Origin of the sequence: Tessaracoccus antarcticus (genome assembly GCF_003688855.1) — a bacterium.
Taxonomy (GTDB): domain Bacteria; phylum Actinomycetota; class Actinomycetes; order Propionibacteriales; family Propionibacteriaceae; genus Arachnia; species Arachnia antarctica.
On sequence record NZ_REFW01000001.1, the window covers coordinates 1 to 16,325 of the forward strand.

The 16,325-nt window shown below is 67.4% G+C and carries 14 protein-coding genes and 1 pseudogene; 11 read left to right on the forward strand and 4 right to left on the reverse strand.

Annotation, left to right across the window (positions count from 1 at the left end):
- The first annotated feature begins 1,446 nt into the window (after positions 1-1,446).
- A complete protein-coding gene (locus EAX62_RS00010; protein WP_158600410.1) occupies positions 1,447-2,349 on the forward strand; it encodes a cytochrome b5-like heme/steroid binding domain-containing protein in 903 nt (300 codons plus the stop codon).
- A 124-nt stretch (positions 2,350-2,473) separates the two neighbouring features.
- A complete protein-coding gene (locus tag EAX62_RS00015; RefSeq protein ID WP_121899660.1) occupies positions 2,474-4,507 on the forward strand; it encodes a multicopper oxidase family protein in 2,034 nt (677 codons plus the stop codon).
- A gap of 39 nt (positions 4,508-4,546) precedes the next feature.
- On the opposite strand, the gene EAX62_RS00020 is transcribed toward EAX62_RS00015, so the two are convergent.
- Complete coding sequence (locus EAX62_RS00020) at positions 4,547-5,500, reverse strand: SDR family NAD(P)-dependent oxidoreductase (protein ID WP_121900899.1); 954 nt, start codon at positions 5,498-5,500, stop codon at positions 4,547-4,549.
- A 256-nt stretch (positions 5,501-5,756) separates the two neighbouring features.
- On the opposite strand from EAX62_RS00020, the gene dhaK reads away from it, so the two are divergent.
- The 6 genes and pseudogenes from dhaK (at position 5,757) to typA (ending at position 12,285) form a co-directional block, all read left to right on the forward strand.
- Complete coding sequence (gene dhaK, locus EAX62_RS00025) at positions 5,757-6,752, forward strand: dihydroxyacetone kinase subunit DhaK (RefSeq protein WP_121899661.1); 996 nt, start codon at positions 5,757-5,759, stop codon at positions 6,750-6,752.
- Positions 6,749-7,390, forward strand: coding sequence for a dihydroxyacetone kinase subunit DhaL (gene dhaL, locus EAX62_RS00030; protein WP_407703293.1), 642 nt, complete (start codon positions 6,749-6,751; stop codon positions 7,388-7,390). The genes dhaK and dhaL overlap by 4 nt, the downstream gene beginning before the upstream one ends.
- A pseudogene (gene dhaM / locus EAX62_RS17350) lies at positions 7,387-7,794 on the forward strand (dihydroxyacetone kinase phosphoryl donor subunit DhaM); the annotation flags it as partial. The gene dhaL and the pseudogene dhaM, both read left to right, overlap by 4 nt.
- A gap of 24 nt (positions 7,795-7,818) precedes the next feature.
- Positions 7,819-9,789, forward strand: coding sequence for a phosphoenolpyruvate--protein phosphotransferase (ptsP, locus tag EAX62_RS00035; protein ID WP_325048793.1), 1,971 nt, complete (start codon positions 7,819-7,821; stop codon positions 9,787-9,789).
- Between the two features lie 57 nt (positions 9,790-9,846).
- The gene (locus EAX62_RS00040; RefSeq protein WP_121899664.1) at positions 9,847-10,281 is read left to right on the forward strand and encodes a DUF3151 domain-containing protein; all 435 of its coding nucleotides are present in this window, start codon (positions 9,847-9,849) and stop codon (positions 10,279-10,281) included.
- 141 nt (positions 10,282-10,422) lie between these two features.
- Positions 10,423-12,285 (forward strand): translational GTPase TypA, encoded by a 1,863-nt coding sequence (gene typA, locus EAX62_RS00045; RefSeq protein ID WP_121899665.1) that lies wholly within the window; start codon positions 10,423-10,425, stop codon positions 12,283-12,285.
- Between the two features lie 56 nt (positions 12,286-12,341).
- Here typA and EAX62_RS00050 read toward each other — a convergent pair whose 3' ends face one another.
- From EAX62_RS00050 to EAX62_RS16795, 3 genes are read right to left on the reverse strand one after another with little or no spacing between them, the layout of a single operon-like run.
- Positions 12,342-12,806 (reverse strand): SRPBCC family protein, encoded by a 465-nt coding sequence (locus EAX62_RS00050; protein WP_121899666.1) that lies wholly within the window; start codon positions 12,804-12,806, stop codon positions 12,342-12,344.
- A 30-nt stretch (positions 12,807-12,836) separates the two neighbouring features.
- Positions 12,837-13,442, reverse strand: coding sequence for an HD domain-containing protein (locus tag EAX62_RS00055; RefSeq protein ID WP_147453949.1), 606 nt, complete (start codon positions 13,440-13,442; stop codon positions 12,837-12,839).
- Positions 13,439-13,900: a hypothetical protein gene (locus tag EAX62_RS16795; RefSeq protein ID WP_233557738.1), complete on the reverse strand. Its 462-nt coding sequence runs from the start codon at positions 13,898-13,900 to the stop codon at positions 13,439-13,441. Before EAX62_RS16795 ends, EAX62_RS00055 begins: the two co-directional genes overlap by 4 nt.
- A 180-nt stretch (positions 13,901-14,080) precedes the next feature.
- Here EAX62_RS16795 and EAX62_RS00065 point away from each other — a divergent pair, with 180 nt between their 5' ends.
- The 3 genes from EAX62_RS00065 (at position 14,081) to EAX62_RS00075 (ending at position 16,311) form a co-directional block, all read left to right on the forward strand.
- The gene (locus tag EAX62_RS00065; protein WP_121899668.1) at positions 14,081-14,713 is read left to right on the forward strand and encodes a SatD family protein; all 633 of its coding nucleotides are present in this window, start codon (positions 14,081-14,083) and stop codon (positions 14,711-14,713) included.
- A gap of 58 nt (positions 14,714-14,771) precedes the next feature.
- On the forward strand, positions 14,772-15,269 hold the full coding sequence (gene tpx / locus EAX62_RS00070) for a thiol peroxidase (RefSeq protein WP_121899669.1): 498 nt from the start codon (positions 14,772-14,774) through the stop codon (positions 15,267-15,269).
- 91 nt (positions 15,270-15,360) lie between these two features.
- Positions 15,361-16,311 carry an N-acetylglucosamine kinase gene (locus tag EAX62_RS00075; RefSeq protein WP_121899670.1) on the forward strand — a complete coding sequence of 317 codons (951 nt, stop codon included), beginning with the start codon at positions 15,361-15,363 and terminating at the stop codon, positions 16,309-16,311.
- The last annotated feature ends 14 nt before the right edge of the window (positions 16,312-16,325 follow it).

A 16,325-nucleotide genomic window follows, 5' to 3' on the forward strand; every position in this document is an offset into this window, starting at 1 on the left:
CACGGGATACGACGCCGAACCCACCGCCACAGAACCAAGCGCCGACGCAGCCGGAACAACCGGAGGCTGAACTGGAGGGGCCGGAGGCTGAACCGGCGGGGCCGGAGGCTGAACCGGCTGGGCCGGCGGGGCCGGCGGGGCCGGCGGGGCCGGCGGGGCCGCGTCAGACAGCTTCTGCACGCTGACGTCGTCGTAGCTCACCGTTAGCAGATTTGTCGACCCGGACAAGTAGGATCGGAGCGAAAGACCCCCAGGTCTGTTCAACCGTGCTGAGGAGGAGTCGGCGGCAGTTACTTGCCAGCCGGGAGCCGCGGCAGATTGCGGCCAAGCACGTGCACGAATGGCGACGGGAGATGTACCGGTCGCTTCGACTTGCACTGTGTAGGGTTGGCCCGCTGCGGCACGTGTGGGCAGAAGGGTGTCGCTGACCAATATGGCGTCCGGAGAGCCAGTTCGTTGACGCTTGATGCTCAAGCTCACGGCTCCCGCTCTACCAAAGCGAAGGGTGGTGAGGTAGGCGCCCTCGCTCGACGCCCTGACACCGACGCCGGCGCTCATACCGTTGCCGGCGGTGGGTAGAGCGCTTACCTCAGTGGAAACGGTAACCCTCGTATTACTGACAGAAGCAGGCAGCGTCTGGACCACCTCCTGGCCACTGTTTGGAGCCATTTGCCCGCGGCCAGACTTGATCGAGACTTTGGCCGGTAGCGAACTAGTCCAAAGTCCGCCAGAGACGGCTGCGCCCCATCCGCTCGCGCTGGGTCGATCGAAGTTGTCAGACGCGACTGTCTCGATGGGTGCGAGGTCGGCGAGGGCGATGGGCGTCGGCGAACACATGGGCAGCACGACACCCACAGCAACGAGGGTGCCGAGGATCCTGCGGATGCCAAACTTCCTCTGGGAACTCATGAGCGCTCCCCGCGCACATGGGAACGAAAAGGCGTCGCGCTACAGAGAGCCACAGATCGGCGCAACATCGCGCTCTCACCTGTGGAGCGGCCACACTGACGAGGTTCAGCGTGAGCGGGGGCGGCCATAGCTTCGATGGCAGCCCGTGAGGCTTGCATCATGGGAGATCCTTACACGGGGGGAACCTGAATTTTCCTCAGGGTATCCTCAGGGTATATTTCAAACCTGATATTGAGCAACTCACCGGCAGCCCTGCCCGCTGCACTCACTGCCAGACTTTGGGCGGCTGAACCGAGGTGTTGCCTGGCTCGTTCATGGAATATCCAGACGGGCTCCAGAGTTGGTCAGGCCCATGAAGCATCGCCCCCGTGCTCGTTGGCCACCTCCGCATCAGCGAAACTAGGGCTGCACACCACGTGGTGGATGAACCCGAAACCCCGACCCTCGACCCGTTGCGGTTCTCCACATCAGTCTGATGGCCAACTCCCGTTCTGGATCCTCAGCCAACTCACAGGTTCACAGGGCTTTATTGGACCCATGCATGTCACTGCCATAGCGCTCACCGACTTCCTCAACACCGTGGCCGGTCTGCCCACCCACCCCCTGGTGGTGCACATCGCGGTGGTGATGCTGCCACTGGCGTCCATCTCCCTCATCATCATCATCCTCGTGCCGCGCTGGCGGGCGGCGTACGGCTGGCTCACGATGGGCGGGCTCGCGGTGGGGACCATCGGGGCAGTGCTCTCAGCGCAAACCGGCGAGGCCCTCGCCCGCACCGTCGGGCTACCGGAGGACCATGCACGGTGGGGTGACCTCCTCGAGAAGCTGGGGGTCGCTCTCCTCGTTATTGCCGCCATCTGGTTCTTCGTGCAGCGGCGCACGGCCGCCCGCACCCCGGGAATCACACCCGCCCTGCTCGGCCCCCCGCTGCAGGCCATCCTGGCTGTTCTGAGCGTTGGCGTGGCGATCGCGGCCCTGGCCCTCACCGTCGTGGTGGGCCACAGCGGCGCCACAGCCGTGTGGGAGGGGCGCGTTGTGGAGGCGGGACCGGTATCCGCCGTTCCGGCACCTGAGGCCACACCGACACCCGAGGTCTCGCCCACACCAGGTGCATCGGCATCCCCCTCGACAGCACCGGCCAGCCCCTCCGCCGCACCTGCCAGCCCCTCCCCTGCCGCCGCTTCCCCGAGCGCCGCGACGCTGCCGGCATTCACCATGGCTGACGTGGCAAGCCATGCCGCAGTGGACAGCTGCTGGGCGGTGGTGGACGGCAGCGTCTACGACCTGACCACCTGGATCGATCGTCATCCCGGGGGCAAGAAGGCCATCAAGGCGCTGTGCGGAACGGATGGGAGCGCGTCGTTCCACAAGGAGCACGACTCCCAGCAGGAGCCGAGCGATGCCCTCGCTGAGTTCAGGATCGGCACCCTGACCCCCTAGGAAACCTGCGTCAGGAATCCGTTCAACGCTCTGGCGCGTCCGAGGCACATGAGCGCAGAATTGGGTGTTCTGGTGCGCACCCGAGAATCCGTGGGGGGTTCGGCGTTCCAGCAGGAGACGCACCATGATCGCGACATCCTCACCCACCACAGGCGACCTCTACGCCGCCCGCTTCACCGCCGAACTGACCTTTCCTCCCGTCGCACACCTGACTGATCAGACACGTGAGGTGCGGGTCGCCCGGCATTCCTTGCGCCTGCACCCCCTACTGCCACCGACCCCGGTGTGGTGCTACGAGATGCCGACGCCTGGCGGTCCGCTGATCAACCCCACCCTCGAGGTGGAGCGGGGTGTTCCGTCCCGCATCAGATGGGCCAATGCACTCCACGGCCAGCAACTTCCCATCACCGTCGCCTCCGTGCACGGCACGGATCCCGCAACTGACGGGGTGGTGGTCGTGTCCAACCATCCGGGGACGGGTTGCCCGGAACCGAACTTCGTCACCGACCTCGGCGTTCGGCGAGCCGATGCGACGTGGGCGCCCACGGCGCTGGTTCCCCCGGTGATCGCCCCGCATCTGCACGGCGGGGTGACCGAGGCGGCATCGGACGGTTGGATGGAGACGCTGTTCGCGGCAGGACAGTCCTCCCTGTACGAGTACCGCAACGATCAGCCCTCCACCTTGCTGTGGTATCACGACCATGCCGCCCACATCACACGCCTGAACGTCTACGCGGGCATGGCGGGCCTCTACATCGTCCGCGACGACGACGACCGTCGCGTGATGCGCGCTCTCCGACTCCACAGGGAGGACGACCCTCCCTACCGTCACCGCTACGAACTTCCCATGCTCATCCAGGACCTGAACCTCGACCTGACCGCGGACGGACGGCTCTCCGGGGTGTTGCTGCACAAGGTCGAGTCGGGCGAGGGCCCCATGGAGTTCTTCGGGCCCTACACCATGGTCAACCGGAAGATCTGGCCCAAGGTGACGGTCCATCGCCGCCAGTACCGGCTCCGACTCATCAACGGCTCCAACGCCCGCACGTTCAGCCTCACGTTGATGTCACCTGATGGAGTCGTCCCGTGGTCCGACATTGCGACGGTGATCGGGACCGATGGTGGACTGAGGGGGATGCCCATGACTGCCGCGCCCGACCTGGTGCTGGCCCCCGCAGAACGACTGGACGTGATCGTGGACTTCGGACTCGTTGACGCGGCGCATCTGGAGGTGGTCAACACGGCTGCGGCACCCTACGGCGGCAGCGCGATCAGGGCCTTCAGGGGTGAGGCACTCCCCGGTTCCGAGGGCTGGGAGGCCCGCGTCCGATATCCCGAGGTCATGCGGTTCGACCTCGTCGGCAACCCGCACACTCCCCGTCCGCTTCCTACGCTGGCAGGTGACTTCAGGCGCATCGTGCACGAGGCTGCCGACGGCGACCCCGGCGAAGCGGTGGTGGTGATCCCCGACACCGGAGTCCCCGGCCATCACCAGCACCGCTACGTGGCGCTCGTCGAGGAGGAGATGGTCCCTGGCGACCCAGCCATGCTGACTCTGCGTGAGCTGATGCCCCACACACCGGGGGACGAGGAGATGGACCGCCTCATCGAACTCACGGAGCCCGACCCGTCCGGGTCGGGCGCCCTGGTCACGAGGCTGTGGCGCACTGCGGCCAAGATGTTTCATGACGCAGGCGTCTTCACGTGCGTGGAGGGGCAGGTCGAGGTGTGGAAACTGATCAACCTGTCCCCGGACACCCACCCGGTGCACCTGCACCTGACAGCGGTGCAGATCCTTGGACGGATCAGGGCATCAGCCGCAGGGACCGTCCCCGACCCCGACGCACTCGATTGGCTGGATTTCGACTCCCACGATCCCGAGGCCAACCCGGTCTCGGTGACTCTCGACGAGGATGTGGCGATCACGGAGGCCGACCGGGCGTGGAAGGATGTCATCCGGGTCGATCCCGGGGAGATGGTCAAGATCGCCGTGCCGTTCGGGGTGCTCAACCCTGCCACCAACACCTACGAACCCACAGGCATGCTGGGACGGTTCATGTACCACTGCCACATCCTCGAGCATGAGGACCACGACATGATGCGCCACTTCTGGGTTGCGCCCCAGCTCATCGGGGAACTGATGACCCACCACCACTGACCGGTGGGTCACTCGACTTGGCTCGGTACCGCTGGTGCTCTAGCTGTCCCGCCTGTGCTCGTTGAAGCGAGCAGCTGCGCGGTCCCCCAGTTTCGTCAGGCGGGACACGATGCCGTCGGGCCTGAGGTTCCTGGCTGCGTCAACACCCTCCACTGTCTCGGAACTGGTCCCCCTGGGGAGCAGAAGGCTGAGGGCCTGATTCAGCCGCACCGTGAGGTTGGGCGCCAGGCCGTGGGCCCGTGTGGCCACGTGGCTGAGCGCGGAGACGAGCTTGACCGGCTTGCCCTTCAACACGCCATCCACCATCAGACGCGCCGCGCGCTCGGCGTCCATGGACAGCAGCGGCAGTGATGCCGCCGGGCCGAACCATGCGTACTGCTTCTCGGCATCGCCGAAGAACTGCGCCCGCCCGTGTGAACCGGTCCGCATCAGGCCCGGGACCAGGGTGGTTGCCGTGACTCCGGAACCGGCGAGCTCGGCGGACAGGCCCTCCGTGAAGCCGACGGCGCCGAACTTCGCGGTGGAGTACGGCAGGAGACGGGGGGCTGAAAGCTTGCCGCCGATCGAGGTGACCACACCGATGCGGCCGCTGCGTCGCTCGCGCATGCTGGGCAGCACCGCCAGCGCCATGTTGATGGGCCCCCACAACATGATGTTGATGGAGGCCTCGAAGTGTTCGCGTGTGACGGCCTCCAGTGGCCCCACCTGAATCACCCCCGCCACGTGGATGGCAACGTCGATGGGCCCCAGTTCCTGTGACACCTTCGCGACGAACGCCTCCACGTCATCGGCGTCGGTGACGTCGCACGTCGACGGCAGCACTGTGCCGCCGTGCACGCGCAGCTGCTCGGCGGCCCGCTCCAGCGACTCGGCGTCGCGTGCGCAGATCGCGACGTCGTGACCACGCTGGGCAAGCTCGGTCGCCATGAGCAGTCCGAGGCCTCGCGAGGCCCCCATGACGATGGCTACGGGTCGTTTCGAATGGGTGTCCATGATGGAAGAGTAGTTCGCCTCCCAGCCGGTGTGCAGGCGTGTGTCCCCACGGATGCATGGCCGTCGCCCCACGTGGACGCCACCTGAGTGCACGTTCTTGCGCATCCCCGGAACAAACGTGCACTTAGGCCCATTCCCATTGCTGAACCCGACGCGACAGGCCAGCATCAAGCCAAGGCGCCGCCTCGCGGGTGGTCGGCGCGCACATAGTGCAACAACACCGCGCATCTCGCAACGAAGCAGGAGGCCACCAACCATGAAGAAGCTCATCAACAACGTTGACGACGTCATCGCCGACGCCCTCAAGGGCATCGAACTCTCCGATGACAACGTCCGGGTCGACCACGAGCACCGCGTCATCTACCGCGCCGAGAAGACCCGGCAGGGCAAAGTCGCCGTCATCTCCGGCGGAGGATCCGGCCACGAACCCCTGCACGGCGGATTCGTCGGGGTGGGCATGCTGGATGCCGCTTGCGCCGGGCAGATGTTCACCTCACCCACGCCCGACCAGATGCTGGCCGCCACGAGCGAGGCCGACGGCGGCGCGGGCGTGCTGCACATCGTCAAGAACTACACGGGCGACGTGATGAACTTTGAGATGGCCGGCGAGATGGCGGCCGACTCCGGCGTACGTGTGGAGACCGTGGTGGTGGCCGACGACGTCGCCGTCCAGGACTCCCTCTACACCGCAGGGCGACGGGGCGTGGGCCTCACTGTCCTGCTGGAGAAGATCGTGGGCGCCGCGGCCGAGGAGGGCCGCGACATGGACGGAGTCCTCGAGATTGCCCACCGCGTCAACGCAGGAGGCCGCTCCATGGGAATGGCCCTCACGAGCTGCACCGTCCCCGCCGCAGGGAAGCCCACCTTCGACCTCCCCGACGACGAGATGGAGATCGGCGTCGGCATCCACGGCGAGCCCGGGCGCCACCGCGAGCCGCTGTCCAGCGCCAGGGACATCGCCAAACAACTCGTGGACCCCATCCTCCACGACCTCGACTTCACGGGAGCCCCGTGCATCGTGATGCTCAACGGTATGGGCGGGACCCCGCTCATCGAGCTGTACCTGATGTACGGCGAAGTGGTTCGGCTGCTTGACGACGCTGGCATCACCATCGCCCGCAACCTGGTGGGCAACTACATCACGAGCCTCGACATGGCTGGCTGCTCCGTGACCATCCTCAAGGCCGACGACGAGATCCTCGCGCTCTGGGACGCACCGGTGAAGACCGCCGGACTACGGTGGGGCGTGTGAACACCAACCAGTCCGCCTCCGTGGCGACCCTCGTCGAATGGTTGCACCAGTTCGGTTCCCTCGTGGAACAGAACAAGGGCTACCTCACCGATCTCGACTCGGCGATCGGCGACGCCGACCACGGTTCGAACATGGCGCGGGGCATGACGGCAGTCCTGAACCAGGTGGCCGACCCGGGTGCCGCGGATGCGTTGTTCAAGAAGGTGGGCATGACGCTGGTCAGCAGTGTCGGCGGCGCGAGTGGGCCGCTGTACGGCACCTTCTTCATGCGGTTCGCCACGGGTCTCGGAGACGGTACGGAGGTCACGCCGGAGGCGCTGGTCTCTTCCCTGAGGGCGGGGCTGGACGGCGTGATCTCCCGCGGCAAGGCGGAACTGGGCGACAAGACGATGGTGGACGCCATGACTCCTGCTGTGGTCGCCATCGAGGGCTCGGTGGCATCCGGGGAGTCGTTGGCCGATGCCACGCGCGCTGGTGCAGAAGCTGCACGCCGGGGCCGGGAGTCCACCATTGCGATGGTGGCGCGCAAGGGTCGCGCAAGCTACCTGGGAGAACGCTCCAAGGGGCACCAGGATCCCGGCGCCACCTCCACCACCTACCTGTTCGAGGCCCTTGCCGCGTCCCTTGACGGGGTGTGACCGTGGCGTTGGTGGGCGTGGTCGTCGTCTCACACAGCCGACGCCTCGCCGATGCGGCCGTTGAGCTTGCCATGCAGATGGTGCACGGCGATCCCCCGCCCATCAGAATCGCCGCTGGCATGCCTGATGGGGGGCTCGGAACCGACGCCACCGCGGTGATGGAGGCCATCACCGCCGCCGATGCAGGAGCTGGCGTGGTGGTGCTCGTGGATCTCGGCTCGGCCGTGCTCAGCGCCGAGATGGCCGTGGAGTTGCTCGACGACTCGGCACCCGACCTGCGGGTGGTGCCGGCCCCGTTCGTGGAAGGCCTCCTGGCAGCCACCGTGCGCGCTGCCAGTGGCGCCACCCTGGACGAGGTGGCGCTCGAGGCCGCACGCTCACTCACACCCAAGCTCCAGGCGCTCGGCGCCGGCCCGGGCCCCGAATCCGTGGACACCGACGACGACTGGCACGCAGACAGCTTCGACGAGGCCACACTGCCAAATCCGGCTGGCCTGCACGCGCGGCCCGCTGCCACAGTGGCCTCCGAGGCGGCGAAGTACGACGCCGAGGTGCGGTTGATCCACCATCGCGGCGGGTCCGTACCCGCCACGACCCCCATTGGCCTGGCCACGCTGAACGCCCGCATGGGGGACGACCTGCGCGTCGAGGCCCGCGGGCCCCAGGCCGCGGAGGCCGTGGCCGCCATCATCGCCATGATCAGGGGAGGCTTCGGGGAGATCGACCCCAACGCGCAGCCGCCCGCCGCGCCCGCACCAGCGCAGCCTCTCGGCGTCAGCGCCGGGCGCGTCGTGGGGCAGGTGCACAAACTGACGGAGCCGATGACGGCGCCACCCGAGCACGACAGGGTTCCCGCCAACGCCGTCGACGCCGAGATCGCCACGCTCGGCGGCGCCCTGTCCGCCGTCATCGACGAGTACCGGCGCAGGGCAGAACTCTCCGCCCCCCAGGCCGCGGACATCCTGCAGGCCACGGCGACGCTGGCTGGCGACTCCACCCTCGTGGACGCCGCCGCCGGCCTGATCCGCGCGCGCGGCATGGACGCGCCCAACGCCTTCTGGCAGGCCGCCAACCACGTCGCGCAGTCCATGACCGACGTGGGCGGGATGGTGGCGGAACGTGCCGTGGACCTGGCCGACATCCGCGACCGTGTGGTCAGCCACCTCCTGGGCATCCCGATGCCGGGTGTCGTGGACCCGGGCCACCCGTTCATCCTCGTGGCCCGTGACCTTGCGCCGTCCGAGACCGCAACACTGGATGGCAACACCTGCCTCGCCATCGTCACGGCCGAAGGCGGCCCCACGTCGCACACGTCCATCCTCGCCCGCAGCATGGGCATCCCCGCCGTTGTCGGCTGCAGCCGCGCCCTGGACATCGCCGACGGGACGGTGGTGCTCGTTGACGGGCGCACCGGCGAAGTCATCGAGGACCCCGACGAGGACCAGCGGGCCGGCGCCCGCACCAGTCGCGCACCCCTGCGGCCGCTGGAGGCCCCCGGCCGCACGGCCGATGGCACGCCGGTGTCCCTGCTGGCCAACGTCGGCTCCGGCGGCAACGCCACGTTCGCGGCGAGGGCCAACGCCGAGGGCATCGGGCTCTTCCGCACCGAATTCTGCTTCCTTGATCGTGCCGTTGAGCCGTCGGTGAGCGACCAGGTCCAGGCCTACAGCGAGGTGCTGGGGGCTTTCCCCGGCGCCCACGTGGTGGTGCGCACACTGGACGCGGGCAGCGACAAGCCCATGGCTTTCCTGCCCATGCCCGAGGAGCCCAATCCCGCCCTGGGTGTGAGGGGCTACCGCACGTCCCGCACCCACCAGCCGATGCTGGAGCGGCAGCTCGACGCCATCGTCACGGCCAGCACTGCGAGCGGCACCGACGGTTGGGTGATGGCGCCCATGATCTCCACGGCCGCCGAGGCCCATGACTTCGCCGCCCTGGCACGCAGCCGAGGCGTCACCACCGTGGGTGTGATGATCGAAACACCCTCGGCAGCGCTCCAGGCGGCGGACATCCTCTCCGAAGTGGACTTCGTCAGCATCGGCACCAACGACCTCACGCAGTACTGCATGGGCGTAGACCGGCAGGCCGTCGGGCTGGGCGACCTGCAGGACCCCTGGCAGCCCGGCGTGCTGCGACTGCTGAAGATCATCGGCGACGCGGGCCGCGCGTCCGGTAAACCCGTGGGGGTGTGTGGCGAGGCCGCCGCCGACCCGACACTGGCACCGGTGCTCATCGGGTTGGGGGTCTCCAGCCTGTCCATGAGCCCTCGCTCCCTGCAGTCCGTGGCCGAGGCACTGTCCGAGGTCACCGTCGAGCAGTGCCGGGCGGCCGCCGACGCCGCCGTCGCCGCCACCACCGCCTCCGGGGCGCGCGACGCGGTCCGTGCGGCCCTGGCCTGACGTCGCGGAGGCGACGCCGAATGCCTGTGGTGTGGGCCCGAGGCTAGTGTGGTGCCCATGGACAAGACCCACCCGAACCTGATGGCCTCCAACGTCGTCGTGCACCTGCCCGAGGATCCCGCGCTCACCGAGATCCACGAGAGCGGCAAGGACGGATTCCTTGACGTGGTGCAGCGGCACCCGGAGTCGTCCCTGTGCTGGGCGCTGCTGGCCGAGGGATGCCTCAGGTCCGACGACCTCGGCTCCACCGTCGCCGCATACGCCTACGCACGCACCGGCTACCACCGTGGCCTGGACGTCCTTCGGCGCAACGGATGGAAGGGTAGCGGTCAGGTGCCGTGGGCACACGAACCCAACCGCGGATTCCTCCGGGCACTCTTCGCGCTCAGCCAGGCAGCGAAAAGGCTCGGCGAGACCGACGAGGCAGAGCGCTGTGCACAGTTCCTCCGCGACTCCTCTGAAGAGGCTTTCGACGTCCTGACCCAGGACTGACGACTCGCGGCGGAGCCCCCACATCGTCGGCCGGACGGGTGACAACCCGCTCGCCGCAAACCCCACCGGCAAGGGGTGTGTCATGAGAGACGACGTTTTTGCCGTAAACTCGGCCCGTTGTCCATTTTGAGGAGTACCTGCATGCCCATCCGCAATGACCTGCGAAACGTCGCGATCGTCGCACACGTCGACCACGGCAAGACCACGCTCGTCGACGCCATGCTGTGGCAGTCAGGAGCGTTCCGCATAGGCTCCGAAGTCAAGACGCAAGTGATGGACTCGATGGACCTGGAGCGCGAGAAGGGCATCACGATCCTCGCGAAGAACACCGCGGTGCAGCACAAGCGGCCCGACGGCACCGAGGTCACCATCAACATCATTGACACCCCCGGTCACGCCGACTTCGGCGGTGAGGTGGAGCGCGGTCTGGAAATGGTTGACGGCGTCGTCCTGCTGGTCGATGCCTCCGAGGGCCCCCTGCCCCAGACACGCTTCGTGCTGCGCAAGGCGCTGGCCAAGAAGCTGCCGCTCATCGTTGTCGTCAACAAGGTCGACCGTCCTGACGCTCGCATCAGCGAAGTCGTCGAGGAGACCTACGACCTCTTCATGGACCTGATCGACGACGACGCCACCGACGTCCTCGACTTCCCCATCGTGTACGCCTCCGCCAAGGCTGGCCGCGCATCGATGACGCAGCCCGCCGACGGCTCGATGCCTGACGGTGAAACCCTCGAGGCTCTCTTCTCCACCATCATGGACCGGGTACCCGCTCCGAGCTACGTGGAGGGCGCCCCACTCCAGGCGCACGTCACCAACCTGGACGCCTCCCCGTACCTTGGTCGCCTCGCGCTCTGCCGCATCGTGGCCGGCGAGATGCACCGTGGCCAGCAGGTGGCCTGGTGCCGGGCCGATGGCTCCATCACCACCGTCAAGCTGACCGAGATGCTCACCACCAAGGCACTGGACCGCGTCCCGACCGACTGGGCCGGTCCCGGCGACATCATTGCCATCGCCGGCATCCCGAACATCACCATCGGCGAGACGTTGTCGGACCCCAACGACCCGAAGCCCCTGCCGTTGATCCATGTCGACCAACCCTCGATCTCCATGACCATCGGCATCAACACGTCCCCGCTCGCAGGCCGTTCGGGCAAGAAGCTGACGGCCCGCCTCGTCAAGAACCGCCTCGATGCGGAACTGATCGGCAACGTGTCCATCAAGGTCTCCGACACCGAGCGCCCAGACACGTGGGAAGTGCAGGGCCGAGGTGAACTGCAGCTGGCGATCCTCGTGGAGATGATGCGACGCGAGGGCTTCGAGCTGACCGTCGGCAAGCCTCAGGTGGTCACCCAGATCATCGACGGCAAGGTCCACGAGCCCATCGAGCGCCTGACCATCGACATTCCCGAGGAGCATGTGGGCACCGTCACCCAGCTCATGGGAACCCGTCGGGGTCGCATGGAAGTGATGGTCAACCACGGCACCGGTTGGGTGCGCCTGGAGTTCGTCGTCCCCGCGCGTGGTCTCATCGGGTTCCGCACCGAATTCCTCACGGAGACGCGGGGCACCGGGCTCATGAACCATGAGGCCGAGGGCTACGCGCCCTGGGCCGGGAACTTCCGCACCCGCCCCACCGGGTCACTCGTTGCCGACCGCACCGGGACCGTCACCTCGTTCGCGTCGTTCAACCTCCAGGAGCGGGGCGCATTGTTCGCCGCACCGGGTGCCGATGTCTACGAGGGAATGGTGGTGGGTGAGAACCCGCGCGCCGAGGACATGGACGTGAACATCACCAAGGAGAAGAAGCTCAACAACATCCGCGTCTCCACGAGCGACGAGCTGGAGCGCCTCATCCCGGCCAGGGTGTTGTCCATGGAGCAGGCGCTGGAGTTCTGTGGCGTCGACGAGTGCCTGGAAGTGACTCCGGACATCGTGCGGATCCGCAAGGTGACCCTGAATGCCAACGACCGGGCGAAGACCCGCAGGAGCTCCAAGTCGGGCTGATGTCATCAAAAAAGGGGCGCCCACCATCCTGGTGGGCGCCCCTTTTTCGTCGTGTGTCAGCTGGAGACGGCGGCCGACAGGTTGGCCAGCGACTGCTCCAACTCCTCTTCCTTGACCAGCGGGAAGTGGAGCTTGGCAAGAAGCTTCTGGTCCGTGACCTTGGACCAGTCGTAGGTGAGGGTCACGTCCGTGGCGTCGGCACCGTCGGACTTGAGCTCCCAGAGCCATTCCCAACCGGGGGGCTCCTGGCCTGCGGGTGCGGTCTTCCAGCCCACCATCTGGTTCTCCGAGTAGGCGCTGACCCAGTTGTCGGTCTGGTACTCCCCACCCATGTGGTCGCCCTCCATGTTCATGGTGAACTTGGAGCCCGTCTCCTGGATGCGGTCGGCGTGATCGACCGAGCGGATGAAGCCCGACCCGTCGATCTCCGCGTGGCGCGACGGGAGTGTCAGGACGGCGAAGATGTCCTTGGCGGAGGCGTCGATGCGGCGTGAAACACTGATGCGATTTGTATCGGTCATCCCCCCATAGTGTCGCGACATCGGGTCAATTCAAGGACCGATGCTGCCGGAATGGTTCGCCAGCCGAAGGTTTTCAAGCTCATCGCGCAGGTTGGCACGTGCCGCTGCCTCCCACAGCCCGCGCGCCCGGTCGGTGCCGAAGAAGTGGCCCCGTTCCAGGAACCGCGCCAAGAACTCGCTGCGCCCATGCACCCACTCCTGGTCGGTGAGGTGTGGCAGTTCTGCACGGATGCCCTCGACGTTGCGCCTGTAGGCGTCACCATCGGCTCCCAGAGCACTGAGGTCGGCGTCACAGACCCGCTGTCCCGCGATGTCGTCCGGCGCCGTGAGATGTCCGGCGGTGAGCATCACCAGCCGCTGGATCTCCGTGATGTCCGAGGGGGCCTCGTGGCCCTCCAGCAGGTCTGCCACCAGTGCGGCGGAGGCACGCTCGTCCTCGGGCGTGCTGTTGGAGTGCACGGCGTCGTGGAACCAGAAGGCGATGAGCTCCAACCGTGATCCCCCCAGCGTTTCGAGGGCCACGAGTCCATTCACCAGATGACTGGTGTCGTGATAATGACGATGCGGCTCGGCCCACCGCCGCAGGAGCTCTGCGGCGACGGAGTCGGGCAGCAGCCCCGCCGGGTCGGGGTTCACCACAGCCTGATCAGTCCCCAGGCGAGGCCCGACCACAGCGCGGCCCACAACATGCTCGAGAACGTGCCGATGATGAACAGTTCCCCCTTGCTGCCCGTGGGGGTGCGCAGTTCGGGGTAGCGCCCCAACCCCTTGACTCCCAGCACCACGGCGATGCCGGCGGGGAATCCGCTCAGGACGCACGCGAACAGGGCCGCCCGCTCCAGCAGGCCGATCCAGTACCCGCCCTTCAACTGCTCCCCCGCCGCCTGAAGGCCCGGGAGTGCTCCGCTCTGGCTCACCGGGGCGACTGACGGCGGCTCGCCGCCCACCGTCAGCTCGGACTCGACCTCAGGGGGTGTCACCTCGTCACGGTTCTCGATCCGCACCAGCAACCGCCGCACGACGGGGGTGCCGGCGAAGACTGCGAGCGCAAAACACGCGGCCACGATTGCCGCTTGCGCCACGAACACCCACACGTTGCCCACCTCCTCGTCGAAGGCACAACTCTGTCATGCCACCCTGACAACGTGGGCGTTCACACGCTCATGGGGTCAGGCGGCGCGGGGGTTGACGATGCCCCACCACGTCAGACGATTTTCCACTCGCGAGAGGCGCCGCTCGCCGGATAGTGTAGATATAGTCTTCATGTGGAAGAAATGAAGGTATTGCCTGAATGCGTGGCGCTGCTCGGTGACCTCGTGGCGTCGCGTACGACGGACCGGTCCCACGTGCACGCCGCCCTGCTGCGCGGCATCGACGAGACCAACGCCAGAGTCCCAGCGCTGGATGCCCTGCGGGTCACGGTGGGCGACGAGGTCCAGGGCCTGTACGCGAGCGTGGGGGACGCACTGGGCGCGTCGGTGGCCCTCCGCAATGCACTGTTCGGCACCGCGGACATGCGATTCGGCATCGGCGGGGGCGACGTCCGCATCATCGACGACGAGCGCGGCATCCAGGACGGCAGCGCCTGGTGGCTGGCACGCGACGCCATCAACGCCGCCGAGGCGCTTGCAGGGCAGGCAGGGTACACAGGAGTCCGCACCGCGGTCCGGGACCAGCGACAAGCAGCCGTGGCAGCAGCCGACGGCATGGTGCGTCTCGTCGATGTGAGCGTCGACGCCCTGCGGGACGGGGCACGTCGCAGCCTCATCGGCCTGCTGAACGGCCTGGAGAACGCAGAGGTGGCAAGGCTGGAAGGGATCACCGAATCCGCGAACTCACAACGTGTCATCCACAACAGCCTCAGGGTCCTCGCAGACGCCATCACCGCAGTGCAACTGCTTCCCTGAACATGCCCAATCCGCGGATACCACCACCGCGTTTGGATCCATCGGCAAAGATCGAAGGATGACAGACATCACTTTCAAGGGTTCCCCCGTCTCCACCCAGGGAGACCTGCCCGACGTGGGCTCCAGAGCACTCGACTTCGCTCTCGTGGGCACCGACCTGCAGCCAGTGAAGCTGTCGGACCTCAAGGGTCGAAAAGTGGTGCTCAACATCTTCCCGAGCCTGGATACCGGCGTGTGCGCCACCAGCGTCCGCACCTTCAACGAGAAAGCCGCTGGCCTTGAGAACGCCACCGTCCTCTGCATCTCCCGCGACCTGCCCTTCGCGCAGGCCAGGTTCTGCGGCGCAGAAGGCATCGAGAACGTCATCACCGCCTCCGACTTCCGCACCACCCTGGGCGAGGACTACGGCGTCACCATGATCGACGGCCCCCTGGAGGGTCTCCTGTCCCGAGCCGTCATCGTCATCGACGAGAACGGCATCGTGACCTACACGCAGCAGGTACCCGAGATCACCACCGAACCCGACTACGACGCAGCCCTGGCCGCACTGAACTGATCAACCGACGACGCCGGTCCATCCCCGCACGGGGGTGGGCCGGCGTTGTGCGTCCGCGCCGCCAGTAGGATCGCCCCGACGAGGAGGACCCATGGACGTGACACCCTCAGCCATCGCCGTCGACGCTGGCGGCAGCAGCACACGCGCCGTCGTGGTGAGCAGGGACGGGAACTGCGGTGCCGTGATTCGAGGCGGCCCCGGCAATCCCGTGGCGGATCCTGACAGGGCGGCCGCCACCATCGCGCAGGTGTGTGCAGCGGCATCAGGCGCCAGCACCCAGCGTCCGCACCTCGTGGTGGCCACGGTCGCAGGCATCCTCTCCCGTGACTTCCCCCAACTACCGCCTGCACTCGCCCACCAGGGCCTCCCCTCCCGCGTGGTCATGGTCAGCGACCTTCTCGGCGCCTACTTCTCCGGCACCACGGCACCCGAGGGGTCCGTGCTGATCGTCGGCACAGGGGCCGTGGCTGCACGGGTGACAGGGGGCCGGCTCAGCGCCGTGCGTGACGGTCTCGGCTGGCTGCTGGGCGACGACGGATCGGGATTCTGGATCGGCCACCAGGTGGCCCGGGCGGTGGCGGCCGATCTCGACGGCCGCGGACCCGCCACCACGCTGACCTCGCGTGTGCTGGCAGGGCTCGACGATGTAGTGCGCCGCAGCGGCCTCAGGACACCGGATCTCGCGGCTCTGCTCACGTGGTCGCAGACGAGGCCTCCCGTGGAACTGGCACGCTTCGCGGTGATGGCGGCCGGCGAGGCGGAGAGGGATCCGGTGGCCGCGTCCATCTGCGGCCGGGCCGCAGAGTATGCCCTGGCCACTCTGGCATCCCTCCCCGGCACCGAGGAGGGACCCGTGGTCATGGGCGGAAGCGTCCTCGGAGAAGGCAGCCCCGTGGGTCGGCAGGTCTACGCATGTCTGGGCGCACGGGCCCGCCGTGTGTCCGACGGTGTGGCCGGTGCGGCGATGCTCGCCATACGGGAGCTCGGCGGCAGCACCGACGACGCGTCGCTGGCCAGGGTCGTGCAGGCCCTCCGCGGCTGAGACGACCGCCTGCG

What these genes read in the sequence shown, in the direction of transcription:
- EAX62_RS00010 (WP_158600410.1), top strand. Translation starts at nt 1,447, where the DNA reads ATGCATGTCACTGCCATAGCGCTCACCGACTTCCTCAACACCGTGGCC.
- EAX62_RS00015 (WP_121899660.1), top strand. Translation starts at nt 2,474, where the DNA reads ATGATCGCGACATCCTCACCCACCACAGGCGACCTCTACGCCGCCCGC.
- EAX62_RS00020 (WP_121900899.1), bottom strand. Translation starts at nt 5,500, where the DNA reads ATGGACACCCATTCGAAACGACCCGTAGCCATCGTCATGGGGGCCTCG.
- dhaK (WP_121899661.1), top strand. Translation starts at nt 5,757, where the DNA reads ATGAAGAAGCTCATCAACAACGTTGACGACGTCATCGCCGACGCCCTC.
- EAX62_RS00040 (WP_121899664.1), top strand. Translation starts at nt 9,847, where the DNA reads ATGGACAAGACCCACCCGAACCTGATGGCCTCCAACGTCGTCGTGCAC.
- typA (WP_121899665.1), top strand. Translation starts at nt 10,423, where the DNA reads ATGCCCATCCGCAATGACCTGCGAAACGTCGCGATCGTCGCACACGTC.
- EAX62_RS00050 (WP_121899666.1), bottom strand. Translation starts at nt 12,806, where the DNA reads ATGACCGATACAAATCGCATCAGTGTTTCACGCCGCATCGACGCCTCC.
- EAX62_RS00065 (WP_121899668.1), top strand. Translation starts at nt 14,081, where the DNA reads ATGAAGGTATTGCCTGAATGCGTGGCGCTGCTCGGTGACCTCGTGGCG.
- tpx (WP_121899669.1), top strand. Translation starts at nt 14,772, where the DNA reads ATGACAGACATCACTTTCAAGGGTTCCCCCGTCTCCACCCAGGGAGAC.
- EAX62_RS00075 (WP_121899670.1), top strand. Translation starts at nt 15,361, where the DNA reads ATGGACGTGACACCCTCAGCCATCGCCGTCGACGCTGGCGGCAGCAGC.